The 15,861-nt window shown below is 47.4% G+C and carries 13 protein-coding genes; 9 read left to right on the top strand and 4 right to left on the bottom strand.

From position 1 onward, the window contains the following. Nucleotides 1-38: 38 nt before the first annotated feature. Entirely contained in the window at nucleotides 39-959 is a 921-nt protein-coding gene (locus ACRRSY_RS01965; RefSeq protein ID WP_432454867.1) for a DMT family transporter, read from the bottom strand. Nucleotides 960-1,052: 93 nt separating this feature from the next. Here ACRRSY_RS01965 and ACRRSY_RS01960 point away from each other — a divergent pair, with 93 nt between their 5' ends. Together ACRRSY_RS01960 and ACRRSY_RS01955 are read left to right on the top strand one after the other, a co-directional pair. Next, nucleotides 1,053-1,961, top strand: a complete 909-nt coding sequence (locus ACRRSY_RS01960) for a LysR family transcriptional regulator (protein ID WP_432454868.1) — start codon at nucleotides 1,053-1,055, stop codon at nucleotides 1,959-1,961. 364 nt (nucleotides 1,962-2,325) lie between these two features. Continuing rightward, a complete protein-coding gene (locus ACRRSY_RS01955; protein ID WP_432454869.1) occupies nucleotides 2,326-3,090 on the top strand; it encodes an SDR family oxidoreductase in 765 nt (254 codons plus the stop codon). 18 nt (nucleotides 3,091-3,108) lie between these two features. On the opposite strand, the gene ACRRSY_RS01950 is transcribed toward ACRRSY_RS01955, so the two are convergent. Further along, nucleotides 3,109-3,672, bottom strand: a complete 564-nt coding sequence (locus tag ACRRSY_RS01950; protein WP_432454870.1) for a sugar O-acetyltransferase — start codon at nucleotides 3,670-3,672, stop codon at nucleotides 3,109-3,111. Between the two features lie 499 nt (nucleotides 3,673-4,171). On the opposite strand from ACRRSY_RS01950, the gene ilvG reads away from it, so the two are divergent. The 4 genes from ilvG (at nucleotide 4,172) to ilvA (ending at nucleotide 9,586) form a co-directional block, all read left to right on the top strand. Next, a complete protein-coding gene (ilvG, locus tag ACRRSY_RS01945; protein ID WP_432454871.1) occupies nucleotides 4,172-5,830 on the top strand; it encodes an acetolactate synthase 2 catalytic subunit in 1,659 nt (552 codons plus the stop codon). Continuing rightward, nucleotides 5,830-6,090, top strand: a complete 261-nt coding sequence (gene ilvM / locus ACRRSY_RS01940) for an acetolactate synthase 2 small subunit (protein ID WP_432454872.1) — start codon at nucleotides 5,830-5,832, stop codon at nucleotides 6,088-6,090. The genes ilvG and ilvM overlap by 1 nt, the downstream gene beginning before the upstream one ends. 44 nt (nucleotides 6,091-6,134) lie before the next feature. Next, on the top strand, nucleotides 6,135-7,982 hold the full coding sequence (gene ilvD / locus ACRRSY_RS01935) for a dihydroxy-acid dehydratase (RefSeq protein WP_432464275.1): 1,848 nt from the start codon (nucleotides 6,135-6,137) through the stop codon (nucleotides 7,980-7,982). A gap of 68 nt (nucleotides 7,983-8,050) precedes the next feature. Next, entirely contained in the window at nucleotides 8,051-9,586 is a 1,536-nt protein-coding gene (gene ilvA, locus ACRRSY_RS01930; RefSeq protein WP_432464274.1) for a threonine ammonia-lyase, biosynthetic, read from the top strand. A gap of 49 nt (nucleotides 9,587-9,635) precedes the next feature. On the opposite strand, the gene aguA is transcribed toward ilvA, so the two are convergent. Further along, nucleotides 9,636-10,742, bottom strand: coding sequence for an agmatine deiminase (gene aguA, locus ACRRSY_RS01925; RefSeq protein WP_432464273.1), 1,107 nt, complete (start codon nucleotides 10,740-10,742; stop codon nucleotides 9,636-9,638). Between the two features lie 80 nt (nucleotides 10,743-10,822). Beyond that, a complete protein-coding gene (gene aguB, locus ACRRSY_RS01920) occupies nucleotides 10,823-11,704 on the bottom strand; it encodes an N-carbamoylputrescine amidase (protein WP_432460728.1) in 882 nt (293 codons plus the stop codon). A gap of 104 nt (nucleotides 11,705-11,808) precedes the next feature. On the opposite strand from aguB, the gene ACRRSY_RS01915 reads away from it, so the two are divergent. The 3 genes from ACRRSY_RS01915 (at nucleotide 11,809) to ACRRSY_RS01905 (ending at nucleotide 15,841) form a co-directional block, all read left to right on the top strand. Continuing rightward, nucleotides 11,809-12,702 carry a LysR family transcriptional regulator gene (locus ACRRSY_RS01915; RefSeq protein ID WP_432464272.1) on the top strand — a complete coding sequence of 298 codons (894 nt, stop codon included), beginning with the start codon at nucleotides 11,809-11,811 and terminating at the stop codon, nucleotides 12,700-12,702. 287 nt (nucleotides 12,703-12,989) lie between these two features. Then, nucleotides 12,990-13,577, top strand: a complete 588-nt coding sequence (locus tag ACRRSY_RS01910; protein WP_432464271.1) for a class I SAM-dependent methyltransferase — start codon at nucleotides 12,990-12,992, stop codon at nucleotides 13,575-13,577. Between the two features lie 716 nt (nucleotides 13,578-14,293). Then, nucleotides 14,294-15,841 carry an amidase gene (locus tag ACRRSY_RS01905; RefSeq protein WP_432464270.1) on the top strand — a complete coding sequence of 516 codons (1,548 nt, stop codon included), beginning with the start codon at nucleotides 14,294-14,296 and terminating at the stop codon, nucleotides 15,839-15,841. Nucleotides 15,842-15,861 lie beyond the last annotated feature (20 nt).

Genomic DNA, 15,861 nt, shown 5'->3' with positions numbered 1-15,861 from the left:
CCTCCAACTATCTTTAAAGCACCTTTTGTGATTCGGCATTATAGCTGGACAGGTGCTCGTTTTAACAACATCAGGCGTGGGAGCAACAGTCCCGCAATCACAATTAAAATACCTAGTAATTGAAGCTGAGTGACCGCCTGCCCCATCAGGAACGAAGTGAAAACAGCAAATATCGGAACCAGGTTGAAAAACAGCGAGGCATTCGATGCACCGAGATGACGAACCCCATTCAGCCACAGCAAGTACCCGGCAACGGTGCCAAAAACACCAATATATACTAGATCCAGAACACTCAGCAAAGAGCCTTCAAGCACTTCAGTGAGCGGATGAACATTGGGAGTAAGCAAGCACATCAGACCAATCACAGAAGCACCACTCAGCATCCCAAGCAAGGTATATGGAATAACCGGCATCCAACGGCTGATCCCTTGGCTACAGTAGGTATACAGGCTCCAAGCCAGCATCCCCAAAAATATCAGTTTATCGCCATGGTTAATTTTCATTGATACGAGCGTTTCAAGATGCCCATTGGTGACCACCAACAAGACTCCCGATAAGCTAACCAACAAGCTAAGGCATTGCGCAAAAGATGGTAATTTACGTAACACAATACAAGCAATCAGCGAGGTCATTAATGGGCTTAAAGCCATAATCAGTGAGCCATTGGCTGCATTGGTATAAGTTAGTCCAGTAAATAAACCTAAGTTAAGCCCACCCACACCGATTACACTGACCGTAACCACCCATAGCCACTGGTTTAAAGATAGACTCAGTTTCTGCATGTCAGCCCACAGCAAATAAATAAGTAAACACCCTGCTGCAATTACAAATCGCCAAAAAACCAAGGTTAAAGCATGCACTTCATTTAATGCATGTTTACCAATAGGAAAGCAACTCCCCCAAAAAAAGGTACAGAAAACAAGCAACACAACTGCTTTGGTAGTGGAAGAAAAAGTCATGGTCACTCCTAGCGACTTGTCAAAACATGAAGCATAGTGTATTGATTTTATTATCTGGATAAAGAAGCAAAACTAAGACGGTAAATTCCATTTATGAAACCTACTTATTCTCTTGACGATTTACGTTGTTTTTGTGCCGTAGCTCAACTTGGCAGCTTCAAACAAGCCGCAAACCACTTAGGGATGCCCCTATCGACCTTAAGCCGAAGAATTAGCCAATTGGAACAAAATCTCCAATTAAGACTATTGAATAGAGATGCACATCGTGTCTCCTTAACTCATACTGGCGAGCAGTATTTTCAACGTTCAAGTTCTTTATTTGAGGAACTGAATGATATCGATGAAGATCTACATCAAGAAAAGCATCAACCTAAAGGCAAAATTAGAATCACCGCACCCGTCAATGCTGGCGCACAGTTTTTACAAACAATCTTCTATGATTTCTTATTGCAATACCCTGATATCAAATTAGATTTAAGTTTTTCAAATGCCTTAACGGATATTGAAGCAGCAGCGGTAGACGTGGCTTTTCGGGTCGGTAATCCGGCCCTTGAACATTGGATCATCCGCCCCCTAAAACAGATACACTTTATCTTATGCTGTCATCCAGAGCACCCAAGCTACAACATCACCCAGCCCCAGCAACTATGCGCCCATTCAACGGTGATCTGCCGTCCTATGATTCCTTGGCAACTCGTTCACAAGGCCAGTGGGGAAGAGTTTAATCACCATCCGATTCAATCAGTGCGCCTAGAGGTGAATGAAATATTGCTAATGACAAATGCCGTGAAAGCTGGATTAGGTATTGGTTATATTCCAGATTATTTTGCTTTGCCGATGATTGAGCGAGGAGAAATAAAGCAAGTGCTCCCAGAATGGCGCAGCCAAGCCCGTACCCTATCAATGTTATATCGTGACCGAAATAACTTACCACTCCGGGTGAGACTACTCGTAGATTTTGTGTTGCAGCATTTTGATAAGCCCAAGATATCCGAAGCATAAAGTAAAAATGCACGCGAGCCCCTGCAGCCAAATAGTCTACTTCGGTAATGTTTAACCTAAGGGAATCGCCCCCTCTGCCAATCTGGATTCAAAACGCCATAGCCCTGGGCTTAACGTCGCACCATTGCCCCACCGAATCCTGGGATGTAAATGTGTAACGCGAAGCGCCCTTAGCAGTGCGAAAGTACGACATCTTCAAGCTTTTTCTCACTCACGATACGGTCGGTGCCTTGGTCCCTTCGGTTCAACCTTTTGGCTCTATAACGAGCAGAACTAACTTCGTTAAGCTGAGCTTCATCAAATAAGCCCTTTAGCGTGACGAGGGCGACCCTCTGCAGCTCAGCATGAAAACAAGGAATTAACTATGAACAACTGCGTCTTCATTACCGGTGCAACTTCGGGCTTTGGTCTGGCCTGCGCCAAGTTATTTGCTCAGCATGGCTGGCCGCTGATCCTCACCGGACGACGCCTGGAGCGCTTAGCCCAGCTAGCCGATGAGTTGGGCTCGCAATGCCCGGTTCACTACGCCAGCCTGGATGTACGCGACAGCCAGCAAGTGGCCGATTTAGTCGCCGACTTACCAGAAAATTTCAAGCAAGTAAGTGTGCTAATCAACAATGCAGGTTTAGCTCTGGGCACCGACCCAAGCCAACAGGCCAAATTAAGCGACTGGCACACCATGATCGATACCAACGTCACCGGGCTGGTGAATGTGACTCACGCCTTACTGCCAAGCTTAAGCCAGCAACCAGTCGCCTCAGTGATTAACTTGGCCTCGATTGCTGCTAACTGGCCCTATCCCGGCAGCCATGTTTACGGCGCGTCGAAGGCTTTTGTAGCGCAGTTTTCGCGGAATTTGCGCTGCGATTTAGTGGGAACTGGCGTGCGAGTCACCAGCCTCGAGCCGGGTCTGTCGGAAAGTGAATTCAGCTTGGTACGGTTTGCCGGCGACCAACAAAAATATGACCAGCTGTATGGCAACAGCAATGCACTGCAACCGCAAGATATTGCCAATATTATTTATTGGATCGTCAACCAACCCGCCCACATCAACATTAACAGCTTAGAAGTGATGCCCTGCTCGCAGGCCTGGAACAACTTTAATGTGGTGAAACAAAGCGAATCCTAAGGCTCTACCTACACCGAGCTAATCTTCTGCTTGCTCGGGAACGTCTCGTACGTACCGGGCAGGTACGCCAGCCACCACCGTTCTGGCTACAACATCTTTATTTACCAGCGCCCCGGCGGCGATCACGGCATCGTCGCCAATGTTCACCCCCGGTAAAATATTCGCTCCCATGCCTACCCATACCCGGTCTCCAATGATGACTGGCAAAGCACGCTCTAATCCCGCTAAGCGTTGTTGGCTATTTAAAGGATGTGTCGCCGTAGAGATATGTACTGCTGGGGCAAACATCACGTCATCACCGATGGTTACCGGAGCGCCATCGAGGATCACACAACCATGATTCGCGTAGAAATTCTTTCCGGTAGTAATGTTATAACCATAATCACAAAAAAATGTGGGCTCAATCCATGGGTCAAGGCTGTTTGGCAGCAGTTCTGCCAGCACTTCCGACCGCAGGTCTTCTTCTGGATGCAGTAGATTTAACTCGTAACATAAAGACTTCGCCTCGTGTCGCTCCTCAACCAATTCGCCATCAAAGGCCAAATACAGCTTACCAGCTAACATCTTTTCTTTTTCGGTCATGGCATATCCTTAAATACAATACAGATATGTCTCACATTAGCATGTTTATCAGCGATGCCCAAAACCCTCACTGATTGCCCCAGCAGCCACCCCTCCCACTAAAAAATGAATTAATACCAAGAAAAATCGACTTAATTTTATGCTGTAAATGCAATATAAATAACCAGTAAAAAACAACAAATTGGAATATAGAACTAATGAATCACACTTAATTAGCAAATCAAACTACAATTCGTTTATTTATCCAACAGCTAGCGGAACTTTGCGGAAGAAAAGCAAGCTTGAATCATATTTTATCCTGTGATACTTGTAGCCTATTGTTCGAGGAAAATTATTAAATATGTCTTTTTCAGTTGCTCTAGTCATTAGCGTCGTCCTTGTGGTGATTATTTTATCACCGCGCGGGGATGCGCTGTTGTAACTGAAATAAGCAAACAACACCAAACCCCCGCGCTGCAAAGCTCGGGGGTTTTTTGTTAACGGCGGAAAGGAAATGGGAATGAATGGTGCTCAACAAATTGTAGCGGCTCTAAAAGAACAGGGCGTAGAACAAGTCTTTGGTTATCCGGGGGGCGCAATTATGCCGCTCTACGATGCGCTCTACGACGGAGGCATTAAACATATGCTGACCCGCCATGAGCAGGGCGCAGCAATGGCGGCGGTGGGCTACGCCAGAGCGGGCGCTAACCGCGGCATCAAAGTCGGGGTATGTATAGCCACTTCTGGCCCCGGCGCAACCAACCTGGTCACCGGCCTTGCCGAAGCTCAGCTCGATTCAATTCCGCTGGTGGCCATTACTGGACAGGTTGCCCAGCCAGTGATCGGCACCGACGCCTTTCAAGAGGTCGACGTTTTAGGCATGTCCCTGGCCGTGACCAAACATAGCTTCATGGTTACCGACATCAGCGAGCTCAAACGCACCATTGAACAAGCTTTTGTCATCGCCACCAGTGGTCGCCCGGGTCCGGTGTTAATCGATGTGCCTAAAGACATTCAGTTAGCCGAAATTGAAGAGAGCCAGCCCTACCTCGCCCCAGCCCTGCAGACCAATCCTCCAGAAACGGATGCACTCAAGCAGGCGAAACGCCTGCTCAGTCAAGCCAAACAGCCCATCGTCTATGTCGGCGGCGGCGTCGGCATGGCGAACGCGGTTAGCGAATTACGCGCGTTTTTAGATTACACTCAGATCCCGAGTGTCAGCACCCTCAAAGGCATTGGAGCCATCACCGAGCAGCAAGCTTGTTACCTCGGCATGTTAGGCATGCACGGCACCAAAGCCGCCAACCTCAGCGTTCAGGAATGCGATGTCTTATTAGTCATTGGGGCTCGCTTCGACGATCGGGTCACTGGTAAACTCGATGAATTTGCCCCTCACGCCAAAGTGATCCACCTCGATATTGATGCTAGTGAGTTTGGTAAACGCCGAGAACCCGATGTAGCCTTAAGCAGCGACTTAAAACTCACCTTGCCGGCACTGTACTGCTTGTGTGATATTCAGCCATGGCGCGAGCTGGTCACCCAACGTAAACATGATTTTGCCTGGCGCTATGACCATCCGGGCGAGCATATCTTCGCGCCCAGCATGCTGCATCAACTCAGCCAAATGATCGACCAAGACACCGTGGTTGCCTGCGATGTGGGTCAGCACCAGATGTGGGTCGCCCAGCACATGCAATTTAACGGCCCCGAAAACCACCTGTCTAGCGCCGGTTTGGGGACCATGGGCTTTGGCCTGCCAGCAGCCATTGGCGCTCAGTTTGCCCGCCCCAACGATACCGTAATTAATGTCTCCGGTGATGGTTCGTTCATGATGAACGTACAAGAGCTGACAACCATTAAACGTGCTCAGTTACCGGTCAAGATGCTGCTTATCGACAACAATCGTTTGGGTATGGTACGCCAGTGGCAAAACTTGTTTTTTAATGGTCGCTTCAGTGAAACCATCCTCGATGACAACCCTGATTTTGTAAAATTGGCTTCCGCCTTCGATATTCCCGGTGAAACCATTTGCAATAAAATAGAGATCCCAGCTGCCTTAGATAGAATGCTCAACAGTCAAGGGCCCTACCTACTGCACGTTTTAATCGATGCCGAAGAGAATGTATGGCCGCTAGTACCACCTGGGGTCGCCAACGACAAAATGATGGAGGAATGCTAATGGAACATGCACTCACAATCGAAACCCGTAACCAAGCCGATGTACTGGAACGTGTATTACGGGTGACACGTCACCGCGGTTTTTTAGTACAATCGATGAATATTGAACTCAACGCGAAAATTTACTCAATTGAACTCACAGTAAGCAGTGAGCGTCCGGTCGCTCAGCTGTATAATCAATTGATTAAATTATTCGACGTTGAGCAAGTCACCATACAACAATTACAGGTGATGCCCGCTGCCAAAGTGGTCATGGCCTAAACCCAAATATGCAAACGCAAACCAGATTAACGGAGTAAACAGCAATGCCTAAACTGCGAAGTGCCACCACAACCGAAGGCCGTAACATGGCCGGAGCCCGTGCCCTATGGCGTGCAACGGGAACCAAAGAAGAAGACTTCGGTAAACCGATTATCGCAGTGGTGAATTCATTCACCCAGTTTGTCCCGGGTCACGTTCACCTAAAAGATCTTGGTCAAATGGTGGCAGGCGCAATTGAAGACGCTGGCGGCGTTGCCAAAGAGTTTAATACGATTGCAGTGGATGATGGCATCGCCATGGGCCACGGTGGCATGTTATACAGCTTACCCTCTCGCGATCTGATTGCTGACTCGGTTGAATACATGGTGAATGCGCATTGCGCCGATGCCATGGTCTGTATTTCTAACTGTGACAAAATTACGCCGGGGATGTTAATGGCCGCAATGCGGATCAACATTCCGGTGATCTTTGTCTCGGGCGGACCAATGGAAGCTGGTAAAACCAAACTGAGCGACCAAATCATTAAACTCGATTTGGTGGACGCCATGGTGATGGGCGCCGACAAGAATGTTTCCGATAGTGACAGCGAAGCAGTGGAACGCAGCGCCTGCCCTACCTGTGGTTCTTGTTCTGGCATGTTCACCGCAAACTCGATGAACTGCCTAGCGGAAGCACTCGGTTTAGCCCAACCGGGCAACGGCTCAATGCTTGCCACCCACGCCGATCGCAAGCAACTGTTCTTAAATGCTGGTAAACGCATCGTCGATTTGTGCACTCGCTACTACCAACAAGATGATGCCAGCGTATTACCCCGTTCTATCGCGACCTTCGAGTCCTTCGAAAATGCCATGACTCTTGACGTCGCCATGGGTGGCTCCACCAATACCGTGTTGCACCTGCTCGCGATTGCTCAAGAAGCCGGCGTAGATTACACCATGCAGCATATGGACGAATTGTCCCGTAAAGTGCCTCAACTGTGTAAAGTTGCCCCCTCAACCAATAAATACCATATGGAAGATGTACACCGCGCCGGTGGCATTATGGGCATCCTAGGTGAACTGGATCGCGCCGGTCACATTCACCGTGAGGTGCCCAACATCATGGGCGAAACCCTCGCCGAAACGCTGGCTAAATGGGATGTAATGCAAACTCAGGATCAGGCCGTGAAAGATTTTTATCGCGCAGGTCCTGCAGGTATTCGCACCACCCAAGCCTTCAGTCAGGATTGCCGCTGGGATGAACTCGATACCGACCGTGCCGAAGGCTGTATTCGTAGCTTGGAGAATGCCTTCAGCCTAGAAGGTGGCCTGGCGGTCTTAAAAGGAAACGTTGCCCTGGACGGCTGTATTGTGAAAACGGCTGGCGTCGATGACGACAACTTGGTATTCCGCGGCCCGGCTTGTATTTTTGAAAGCCAGGATGATGCAGTTGCCGGGATCTTAGATGGTACGGTCAAAGCGGGTGACGTGGTGTTAATTCGCTACGAAGGCCCAAAAGGTGGCCCCGGCATGCAAGAAATGCTTTACCCAACCTCTTACCTTAAATCTATGGGCTTAGGTAAAAAATGTGCCTTGCTAACCGACGGTCGCTTCTCTGGCGGTACCTCGGGTCTGTCAATTGGTCACATTTCGCCAGAAGCAGCCAGTGGTGGCGTGGTTGGTTTAGTTGAACAGGGTGATATCATCGATATCAACATCCCTGAGCGCAGCATTGTACTGGAAGTAAGCGAAGAGCAACTGGCCACACGCCACGCCGCAATGCAAGCCAAAGGCAGTGATGCCTGGCGCCCAGTGGGACGGGAGCGTGAAGTGAGCACTTCATTGAAGATGTACGCTCACTTCGCCACCAGCGCCGACAAGGGTGCAGTACGCGATAAGAGTAAACTCGGCTAAGCCCTTTCTCGATGTCATATTCAGCCCGGTTCGCCGGGCTAATTTAATGCAAGTTGTAGGTTACTACCATGTCCCAAACCTTACCCAGTGCCAACGATTACCTTCGCCGGATCTTACTCTCCCCAGTTTATGAAATCGCTCAGGTAACGCCCTTACAAGAACTTCCCAAATTATCCAAGCGACTGGGCAACCAAATTCTGTTGAAGCGCGAAGACCGCCAATCAGTGCACTCTTTTAAGTTACGCGGCGCCTACAATAAAATCGCCCAATTAAGCGAGACTCAGCGTCAGCGCGGGGTGATTGCCGCCTCGGCCGGTAACCATGCTCAGGGCGTAGCAATGTCGGCGCAACGGCTCAATATTAATGCGATCATCGTGATGCCCACCACCACTCCAGAAATCAAAATAGACTCGGTGCGTGCCATGGGTGCCGATGTACGTTTGATCGGGGACAGTTTCGATGAAGCCAGCCACTACAGTAAACAACTCGCCGCTGAACGCGGCTATACCCTGATCCCGCCCTTCGATGATGTGGATGTAATCGCCGGACAAGGCACCATTGGCAAAGAGCTACTGGAACAAGACATGCACCTCAACGCGATATTTGTGCCGGTAGGCGGCGGAGGCATCGCCGCGGGAGTGGCCGTATATATCAAACAGCTGATGCCACAGATCAAGATTATTGGGGTAGAAGCGCAAGACTCGGCCTGTTTAAGCGCCGCACTGGCCGCAGGCAAACCAACCCCGCTGGAACGCGTGGGGCTATTTGCCGATGGGGTGGCGGTCAAGCTAATTGGCACAGAAACCTTCCGGCTCTGCCAGCGCTATCTAGATGAAGTGATCACCGTCAATTCCGATGAAATTTGTGCGGCAGTCAAAGACATCTTTGAAGATACCCGGGCCATTTCAGAACCTTCCGGCGCACTGGCGCTGGCGGGTTTAAAAGCCTATGCCCAGCAACACAATTTACAAGGCCAACGCTTGGCGGCGATTTTATCTGGGGCAAACGTTAATTTTCATAACCTGCGTTATGTCTCGGAGCGTACCGAGCTGGGTGAGAAAAAAGAAGCGGTAATGGCGGTTAATATTCCCGAACGTCAGGGCGCTTACCTCGAGTTTGTGGAACACCTCGGGGGACGAGCCATTACCGAATTTAACTACCGCTATGCCAATGAGCAACAAGCCAGCATTTTTGTTGGTATTCGGGTGAGTAATAGCGAACAAGAATTGCCGGCCTTGCTCGATAGCCTGAGTACCAGCGGCTATGCGGTGACCAATCTCAGCGACGATGAACTTGCTAAACAGCATGTGCGTTATATGGTGGGAGGCAAACCCGGCAAAGTATTAAACGAGCGGCTATTTAGCTTTGAGTTTCCCGAACAACCCGGTGCCTTGCTCAAGTTTTTACAAACACTGGGTAACCATTGGAACATTACCCTGTTCCACTACCGTAATCACGGCTCCGCTTACGGACGGGTATTGGCCGGCTTCGAATTACAAGACAGCGATACCGCAGCCTTTACCCAGCATCTGGCACAACTCGGTTTTGACTACAAAGATGAAACCGGCAATGCCGCCTATCAATTCTTTTTAGCGCAAAACTAGAGCTTAGAGCAGAGAGCCACCGCCTTAGCGCAGTGGCTTGGCAAAGCGCTCACCCTGCAAGCGACTTTGAGCGCGGAATTTGTTGAGTAATGCAGTGAATATTACCGCCGCCCAACACTATTTCGCGGGCCTCGACGCCAATCAGCTGATGTTCAGGGAAGGCCTGTTGCAATACATCCCGAGCCTGCTGATCGGTGCGTTCATCCAACAGCGGAAAGATCACCTGACCATTACTAATCAGAAAGTTTGCATAAGAGGCCCCCAAGCGCTCTCCCGCCTGACGTTTCATCCCAGCACTTGGCTCGATCCCTTCGGCTTCTTGCTCACTCATATAAAGGGGACCAGGCATCGGCAGCTGATGTATCTTAATCGCTCGTCCCTTGGCATCGCTTTGACTGCTTAAAACCTGATAGGCCTTCTTGCTGATGGCATATTGCGGGTCACTGGGATCATCACAGCAGGTAAGCACCACTTCTCCCGGCTTAACCACATGCATTATGTTATCCACATGGCCATTCGTCTCGTCGTCATATAAACCTTGTGGCAGCCAAACCACCTTGTCAATCCCAAGATAATTCTGCAAGTGAGTTTCAATTTGTCGCTTAGACAATCCCGGATTACGGCTGGGGTGAAGTAGGCACTCTTCGGTCGTATATAAGGTACCCTCGCCATCACTGTGGATCGAACCACCTTCCAAAATAAAAGGTGCGCAATAGATATCATCCTCAGTGAGGTTCAACATTTTCTCGGCCACAGCATTGTCGAGATCCCAAGGGAAGTACAGCCCATCGACTAAGCCGCCCCAAGCATTAAATTGCCAACTCACTCCACGACGCTGCTGCGCTTGATTGAGTAAATAGGTTGCCCCCATGTCACGCATCCAGCAATCGTTATAAGACATTTCCACCACTTTAATCTGCGCTGGTAGTTGCATTCTCGCATTGGCATATTGGGCGTGATTCACCAACATCACCACCGGCGTTCGCCGAGCGATAGCACTGGCCACCGCAACAAAAGCTTGCTGCGCATACTTTGCGCCCATCCGCCAATTGTCTGGTCGCATCGGCCATGACATCCATACCTCACTATGTGGCTGGTGTTCACCGGGCATGCTAAAACCATCTTCCGCTGGCAGCGTTTTTCGCTGTTGACTCATATATAGCTCCCTCATTGCTTGGCTTGCCATCTCCCCACAGATTGACCAACAGCCAATCAAGGGAGCATCACCATTTAAAATTATTTGTTTAAGCGACCATCAAGGGTAAGTAGATGTGGATACTGCTCGGGACGACGATCTCTAAACAAGCCCCAGGCGCTGCGCTGAAATGCAATAGCATCCAGATCAAACTGATGCACCAACACCGTTTCAGTTTCACGATCGGCCTTAACGACAATTTCGCCAGTCTCGTCGGCAATAAACGAAGAGCCATAGAAAGTCAGTGCTAAATCGCGTGATGTCGCTTGCTCGCGACCAATTCGATTCGATGCAATCACCGGAACTTGGTTGGCCGCAGCGTGGCCCTGCATCACCCGTTGCCAATGGCTTTGCGAATCCATCTCTGGTTGGCTGGGTTCACTGCCAATTGCGGTAGGAAATAAGAGCAGTTCAGCCCCTTGCAGCGCTAAACTTCTCGCGGTTTCTGGAAACCACTGATCCCAGCAAATCCCCACCCCGATTTTTGCGTAGCGAGTGTGCCAGACCTTAAAGCCTGTATCTCCCGGGCTAAAATAGTACTTTTCCAAATATCCATCACTGTCTGGAATATGGGTTTTGCGATAAATACCAAGCAAACTGCCGTCGGCATCGATCATGGCCACCGAGTTAAAACGCACGTTGCCGGCGCTTTCAAACCAACTAAAAGGCAATACCACCTGTAACTCTTTAGCGAGCGCGGTTAAACGCTGAAAGGCCAGATTATCTTCAAGCTCGGAGGCCAGACCCAAATGTGATTCTTGGATCTCGATACAAAAATAAGGGGTTTCAAACAGCTCTTGTAACAAGATAATTTGTGCGCCCTGCGCGGCGGCCTGGCGAACTAAACGCTCGGCTTTATCCATATTATCGTTCACTTGCCAGGAACAAGACATTTGTGTTGCGGCGACGCTTACCTTTCTCATCAACTATCCAACCTCAGTGCTTAAAACAGAGACACATTGTCTACTTGATTTGGTTATAATAAAAATGCATTTTTTTCATTTCTATATGAGAGAGTTCGATAACGATGGATATCGACATTAATCAACTTCGCCTATTGGTGGTACTACACCGAGAACGTAACTTATCCAAAGCCGCCCAGAAACTGTATATGAGCCAATCGGCCGCCAGTCATGTGCTGGCAAAATTACGCAAGCGCTTTAACAACCCACTGTTTATTAAAACCCAAAGCGGCATGGAGCCCACCCCACTCGCCTTATCACTGATGCCCAATATCCAAAAAGGCTTGAGGGCGATTGATACGGCCTTCGATCAAATGAAGCCATTTGATCCGCAACGGGATGCCAAAACTTTTTATATCAGCGCCATTGATTACTTCGAATTTTTTGCGCTACCACGACTCACTCAAATGCTGGAGAGCAATGCACCGAACATCCGGATCGCGATTGATATTCTTTCGGAAAACACCCAGATGGAACGCATTGAGCAGGGCCGTATCGATCTCATCTTAGGCGTCGACGAGCTGCAAGATATGCCGCGTTATTATCGCCGTTATCCCTGGCTGAGCGACCCCTATGTTGGCTTGGTGGCGCAGCAGAGTCGCTTCCCCGAACAGTTCAGTCTAAAGACTTTTGTGCAAACACCTCAGGTTCACCTGCCCTTAATCAATTCCGGTGCCGATCCCATCGACCGTTGGTTACTCAAACAACATCAGGCTCGTCAGATTGCCACCACCATCCAAAGTTACGCCGCCGGCGCCAAGGTGATTGCCAACACCCATTACCTAATGTGTGTGCCGTTGCAAATCGCCCAGGAGCTTGCCACAATGCTGCCAGTTCGAATCGTGCAACTGCCCGCCGACCTACCCAATTTATCGCTGAGCATCTTCACTCACCAACTGTATGACAGCCAAGACAGCCTGCAATGGTTAATCAAACAAATCCAAAAGTGCGCCGAATAACAGGACTCATCCCCTAGTTTTTCCATCGCTTAAGGCTTAAAAAGCGGTCATTGCAAACTGTGTTCATGGCATTCCTTGTTGCCACCAGCCATCGCATCCTTCGTTTATGACTCGATTATCAAGTTGTGTTCTATCGTGCTGAAATTGCTAAAAAGGAGTGATATGGTGTTAAACAATCAATGGGAGAAAGGGGTGAGATTATCTTGTTCTAACAAGGTTAATTTTCCTTATGAGAAGTTGTTAGCATATAAGTAAACGAAACTTGCTTCATAAATAGAGAATTTAATATGTGGGATCAAATATACGATACAGAAGAATATGTTTATGGGAAATTGCCGAATGACTTTCTTAAAAGTCATTACGATGCAATCCCCAAAGGAAAAGTGTTATTACTTGCTGAAGGTGAAGGAAGAAATGCAGTTTTTCTTACCAAATTAGGGTATTCGGTAACAGCGGTAGACATATCTAATGTGGCCATCCAAAAATTAGAAAGGCTAGCTAAAGAAAATAACGTAGTGATTGAAACTATTTGTGCCGATTTAGCAACATTTGATCTTGGAGAAAGTAAATGGGACGGTATTGTCTCTATATACTGTCACTTACCACCAACACTCAGGCAAGATTTATATAGTCGAATTGAATTAGCAATTAAACCTTCTGGTGTTTTTTTGCTAGAGGGTTATAGACCTGAGCAGCTAGTATATAAAACGGGGGGGCCTCCTGTAGCTTCAATGATGATTTCAAAAGAAACGTTAATAAAAGAATTACCTAACTTTTCATTTCGCCACCTTGAAGCTCTTGATCGAGTGGTAAATGAGGGGATTAATCACCATGGGATTGGGGCTGTAATTCAAGCAATTGGCTCACTAAAATAGCCCTATATTCGGGGCAAGAATAGGGTGTAGTAGCTCAGAGCTGAGCTGAGCTGACAGTTTCCCAATTTCTAGGGTGTTTTGGCAGCTTAGATTTGAGCTAAATCCTTTTCCGCCCAAATCGATTCACTAGTCCAAATATTATTTGCCGTTATTATTAAGCGCCACCTGAGTGACCCAGCCAATACTCGCTGAAGCGATTCGACACATCAGTAATGAAGAATCTATTTCTGCAATATTCTGATAGTAAGCATATTAAAATATGATCTTTTATTTGGGCCCATTAAATTTGTAGGGTTTATCTGTATTGCATTAGACAATGGCGTATTCGCGTCGCTGAGCTAATATGGACATGCCTCGAAGTAATTTATAATATTCACTTTTAATCATTCCCAAAGTCACTCTTATACTTAATTAATCGAATATGTATACATGGCCTTTATCAGGTTGATGTATATTTTATTCTCTCTATTTTTAATAGTATTCCAGCAATCCAATTATTTAATAACACCAATTATTCACGCCCTTGAAAATAATGAGGAATCGGTCAATTAAATATTTCAGTGCACTAAAAAAGGGCCGCACGCACCAATAAGATCAAATGATTGCATAAAACATAATCATTTAGGATGCTATTTAATCTGTTTTGATCCTAATGTCTTGTATGGCACAGAAGATGCCTTTAAAGCTTGTCAATTTCATTTTAAGGAGTAATGAACATGAGGAAGCAAGCACTTGGCATAGCGATAGCTGCAATTCTATTTGGAGGAAATGTTTATGCCGTCGAAAATGTAGAAAACTACACCGTGACAGAAATCATTAATGACATCAAACATAAAAAAGTTACTGCTGTTGAATTAGTACAAGCATACATGGCTCGGATCGACAAAATTGAAAGCTCCAAGAAAGGCTTTAATGCTATTCTCACACAAAACTCCGATGTGATTGAAGAAGCAAAGGCGCTAGATAAACTAAACGATAAATCGAGTCTTTCACTTGCTGGAGTCCCAATTTTTGTTAAAGACAATATTAATACATCTAACATGCCAACCAGTCATGGTAATGAAGCATTAAAAGAGTATCAGCCTGCCCATAACGCTGTGGCGGTTGATAGGCTTATCAAAGCAGGTGCATTGATAATGGGTAAAACAAATATGGCTGAATTTGCTATGTTTTGGGATACCTTATCGAGTGCGGGCGGAAGAACATATAATCCTCAAGATCGTACAAAAAATATTAATGGTTCAAGCGGTGGTTCTGCTGCTTCTGTTGTTGCCGGTTATGCACCAGTGGCTCTTGGTACTGAGTCGTGTGGGTCGATTACAGATGTAGCATCATTCACCTCGCTCGTTGGATATCGCCCATCTCCCGGTATAGTTCCTACCACAGGAATGGACTATAACACTCTTGGCGATACCATAGGCCCGCTAGCAAAAAACGTAATTGATGCTGCAACTGTTGTTGATGTTATGGCTGGTGAAGATCAAAAAGATGCCCTAACTCACGGTCATGCGTTGACAGAGACTTTGGTACATAGTCTAAACGATAATAAATCTTTGAAAGGGAAAGTACTCGGCTATGTTGTTGCTCCTTTCGGTGGATGGACAGCAGAGATAGCTATCACACCCGAGATCTCTGCGACAATGCAGAAAGCACTTGATGAACTTCGCGCTCAAGGCGCTATTATACAAGCTATTCATATTTCATCTGATTGGTGGACAGAATACGGTTCCGGTTCTTACTGGGATGCCACCGGCAAAGAAGATTATTTCGTAAGAACCGAAGCTAAAATACCAAAAGGACTTAAAGAGCAAACAGAACCTTTTGACGTATTGAACTACGGTGACCTTATTGCGAAAAGCCCGAAAATGAATGCGATTACTAAAGACTGGTTAAGCTACAGTGATAACAAACCGCTTGATCCTAAAACCTTTAATGAAGCTGTCGAGAGTCGAGTGAAGTTTTCGAAAGGTGTTGATAAAATTTACAAAGAATATGGTCTAGATGCACTTATTTACCCTACCGTCTCTTTGCCACCTGCTGAAGTTGAAGATCCAGAAACTTTGATTGACCCTAATCAGCTAGGTACTCATTGTGGTTGGGCGAACTTTACCGGAAGACCCGTGATAAGTGTACCAGCCGGATTTTCAAATAATTTCCCTGTTGGCTTAAGCTTCCTTGGTAAGCGTTTCAAGGATGGGAAACTTTTAGGTATGGCGGCTGCGTTTGAAGAATCAACTACGCATCAAAAATTACCAGTCTTATAAATTTATGTTTAAGTTATGAT

It is taken from the genome of Agarivorans sp. QJM3NY_33 (assembly GCF_050870865.2).
GTDB lineage: Bacteria > Pseudomonadota > Gammaproteobacteria > Enterobacterales > Celerinatantimonadaceae > Agarivorans.
Note: the sequence above shows the minus strand (reverse complement) of the source record. Positions and strands in the feature narration are given on the sequence as shown.

What these genes read in the sequence shown, in the direction of transcription:
- ACRRSY_RS01965 (WP_432454867.1), bottom strand. Translation starts at nt 959, where the DNA reads ATGACTTTTTCTTCCACTACCAAAGCAGTTGTGTTGCTTGTTTTCTGT.
- ACRRSY_RS01960 (WP_432454868.1), top strand. Translation starts at nt 1,053, where the DNA reads ATGAAACCTACTTATTCTCTTGACGATTTACGTTGTTTTTGTGCCGTA.
- ACRRSY_RS01955 (WP_432454869.1), top strand. Translation starts at nt 2,326, where the DNA reads ATGAACAACTGCGTCTTCATTACCGGTGCAACTTCGGGCTTTGGTCTG.
- ACRRSY_RS01950 (WP_432454870.1), bottom strand. Translation starts at nt 3,672, where the DNA reads ATGACCGAAAAAGAAAAGATGTTAGCTGGTAAGCTGTATTTGGCCTTT.
- ilvG (WP_432454871.1), top strand. Translation starts at nt 4,172, where the DNA reads ATGAATGGTGCTCAACAAATTGTAGCGGCTCTAAAAGAACAGGGCGTA.
- ilvM (WP_432454872.1), top strand. Translation starts at nt 5,830, where the DNA reads ATGGAACATGCACTCACAATCGAAACCCGTAACCAAGCCGATGTACTG.
- ilvD (WP_432464275.1), top strand. Translation starts at nt 6,135, where the DNA reads ATGCCTAAACTGCGAAGTGCCACCACAACCGAAGGCCGTAACATGGCC.
- ilvA (WP_432464274.1), top strand. Translation starts at nt 8,051, where the DNA reads ATGTCCCAAACCTTACCCAGTGCCAACGATTACCTTCGCCGGATCTTA.
- aguA (WP_432464273.1), bottom strand. Translation starts at nt 10,742, where the DNA reads ATGAGTCAACAGCGAAAAACGCTGCCAGCGGAAGATGGTTTTAGCATG.
- aguB (WP_432460728.1), bottom strand. Translation starts at nt 11,704, where the DNA reads ATGAGAAAGGTAAGCGTCGCCGCAACACAAATGTCTTGTTCCTGGCAA.
- ACRRSY_RS01915 (WP_432464272.1), top strand. Translation starts at nt 11,809, where the DNA reads ATGGATATCGACATTAATCAACTTCGCCTATTGGTGGTACTACACCGA.
- ACRRSY_RS01910 (WP_432464271.1), top strand. Translation starts at nt 12,990, where the DNA reads ATGTGGGATCAAATATACGATACAGAAGAATATGTTTATGGGAAATTG.
- ACRRSY_RS01905 (WP_432464270.1), top strand. Translation starts at nt 14,294, where the DNA reads ATGAGGAAGCAAGCACTTGGCATAGCGATAGCTGCAATTCTATTTGGA.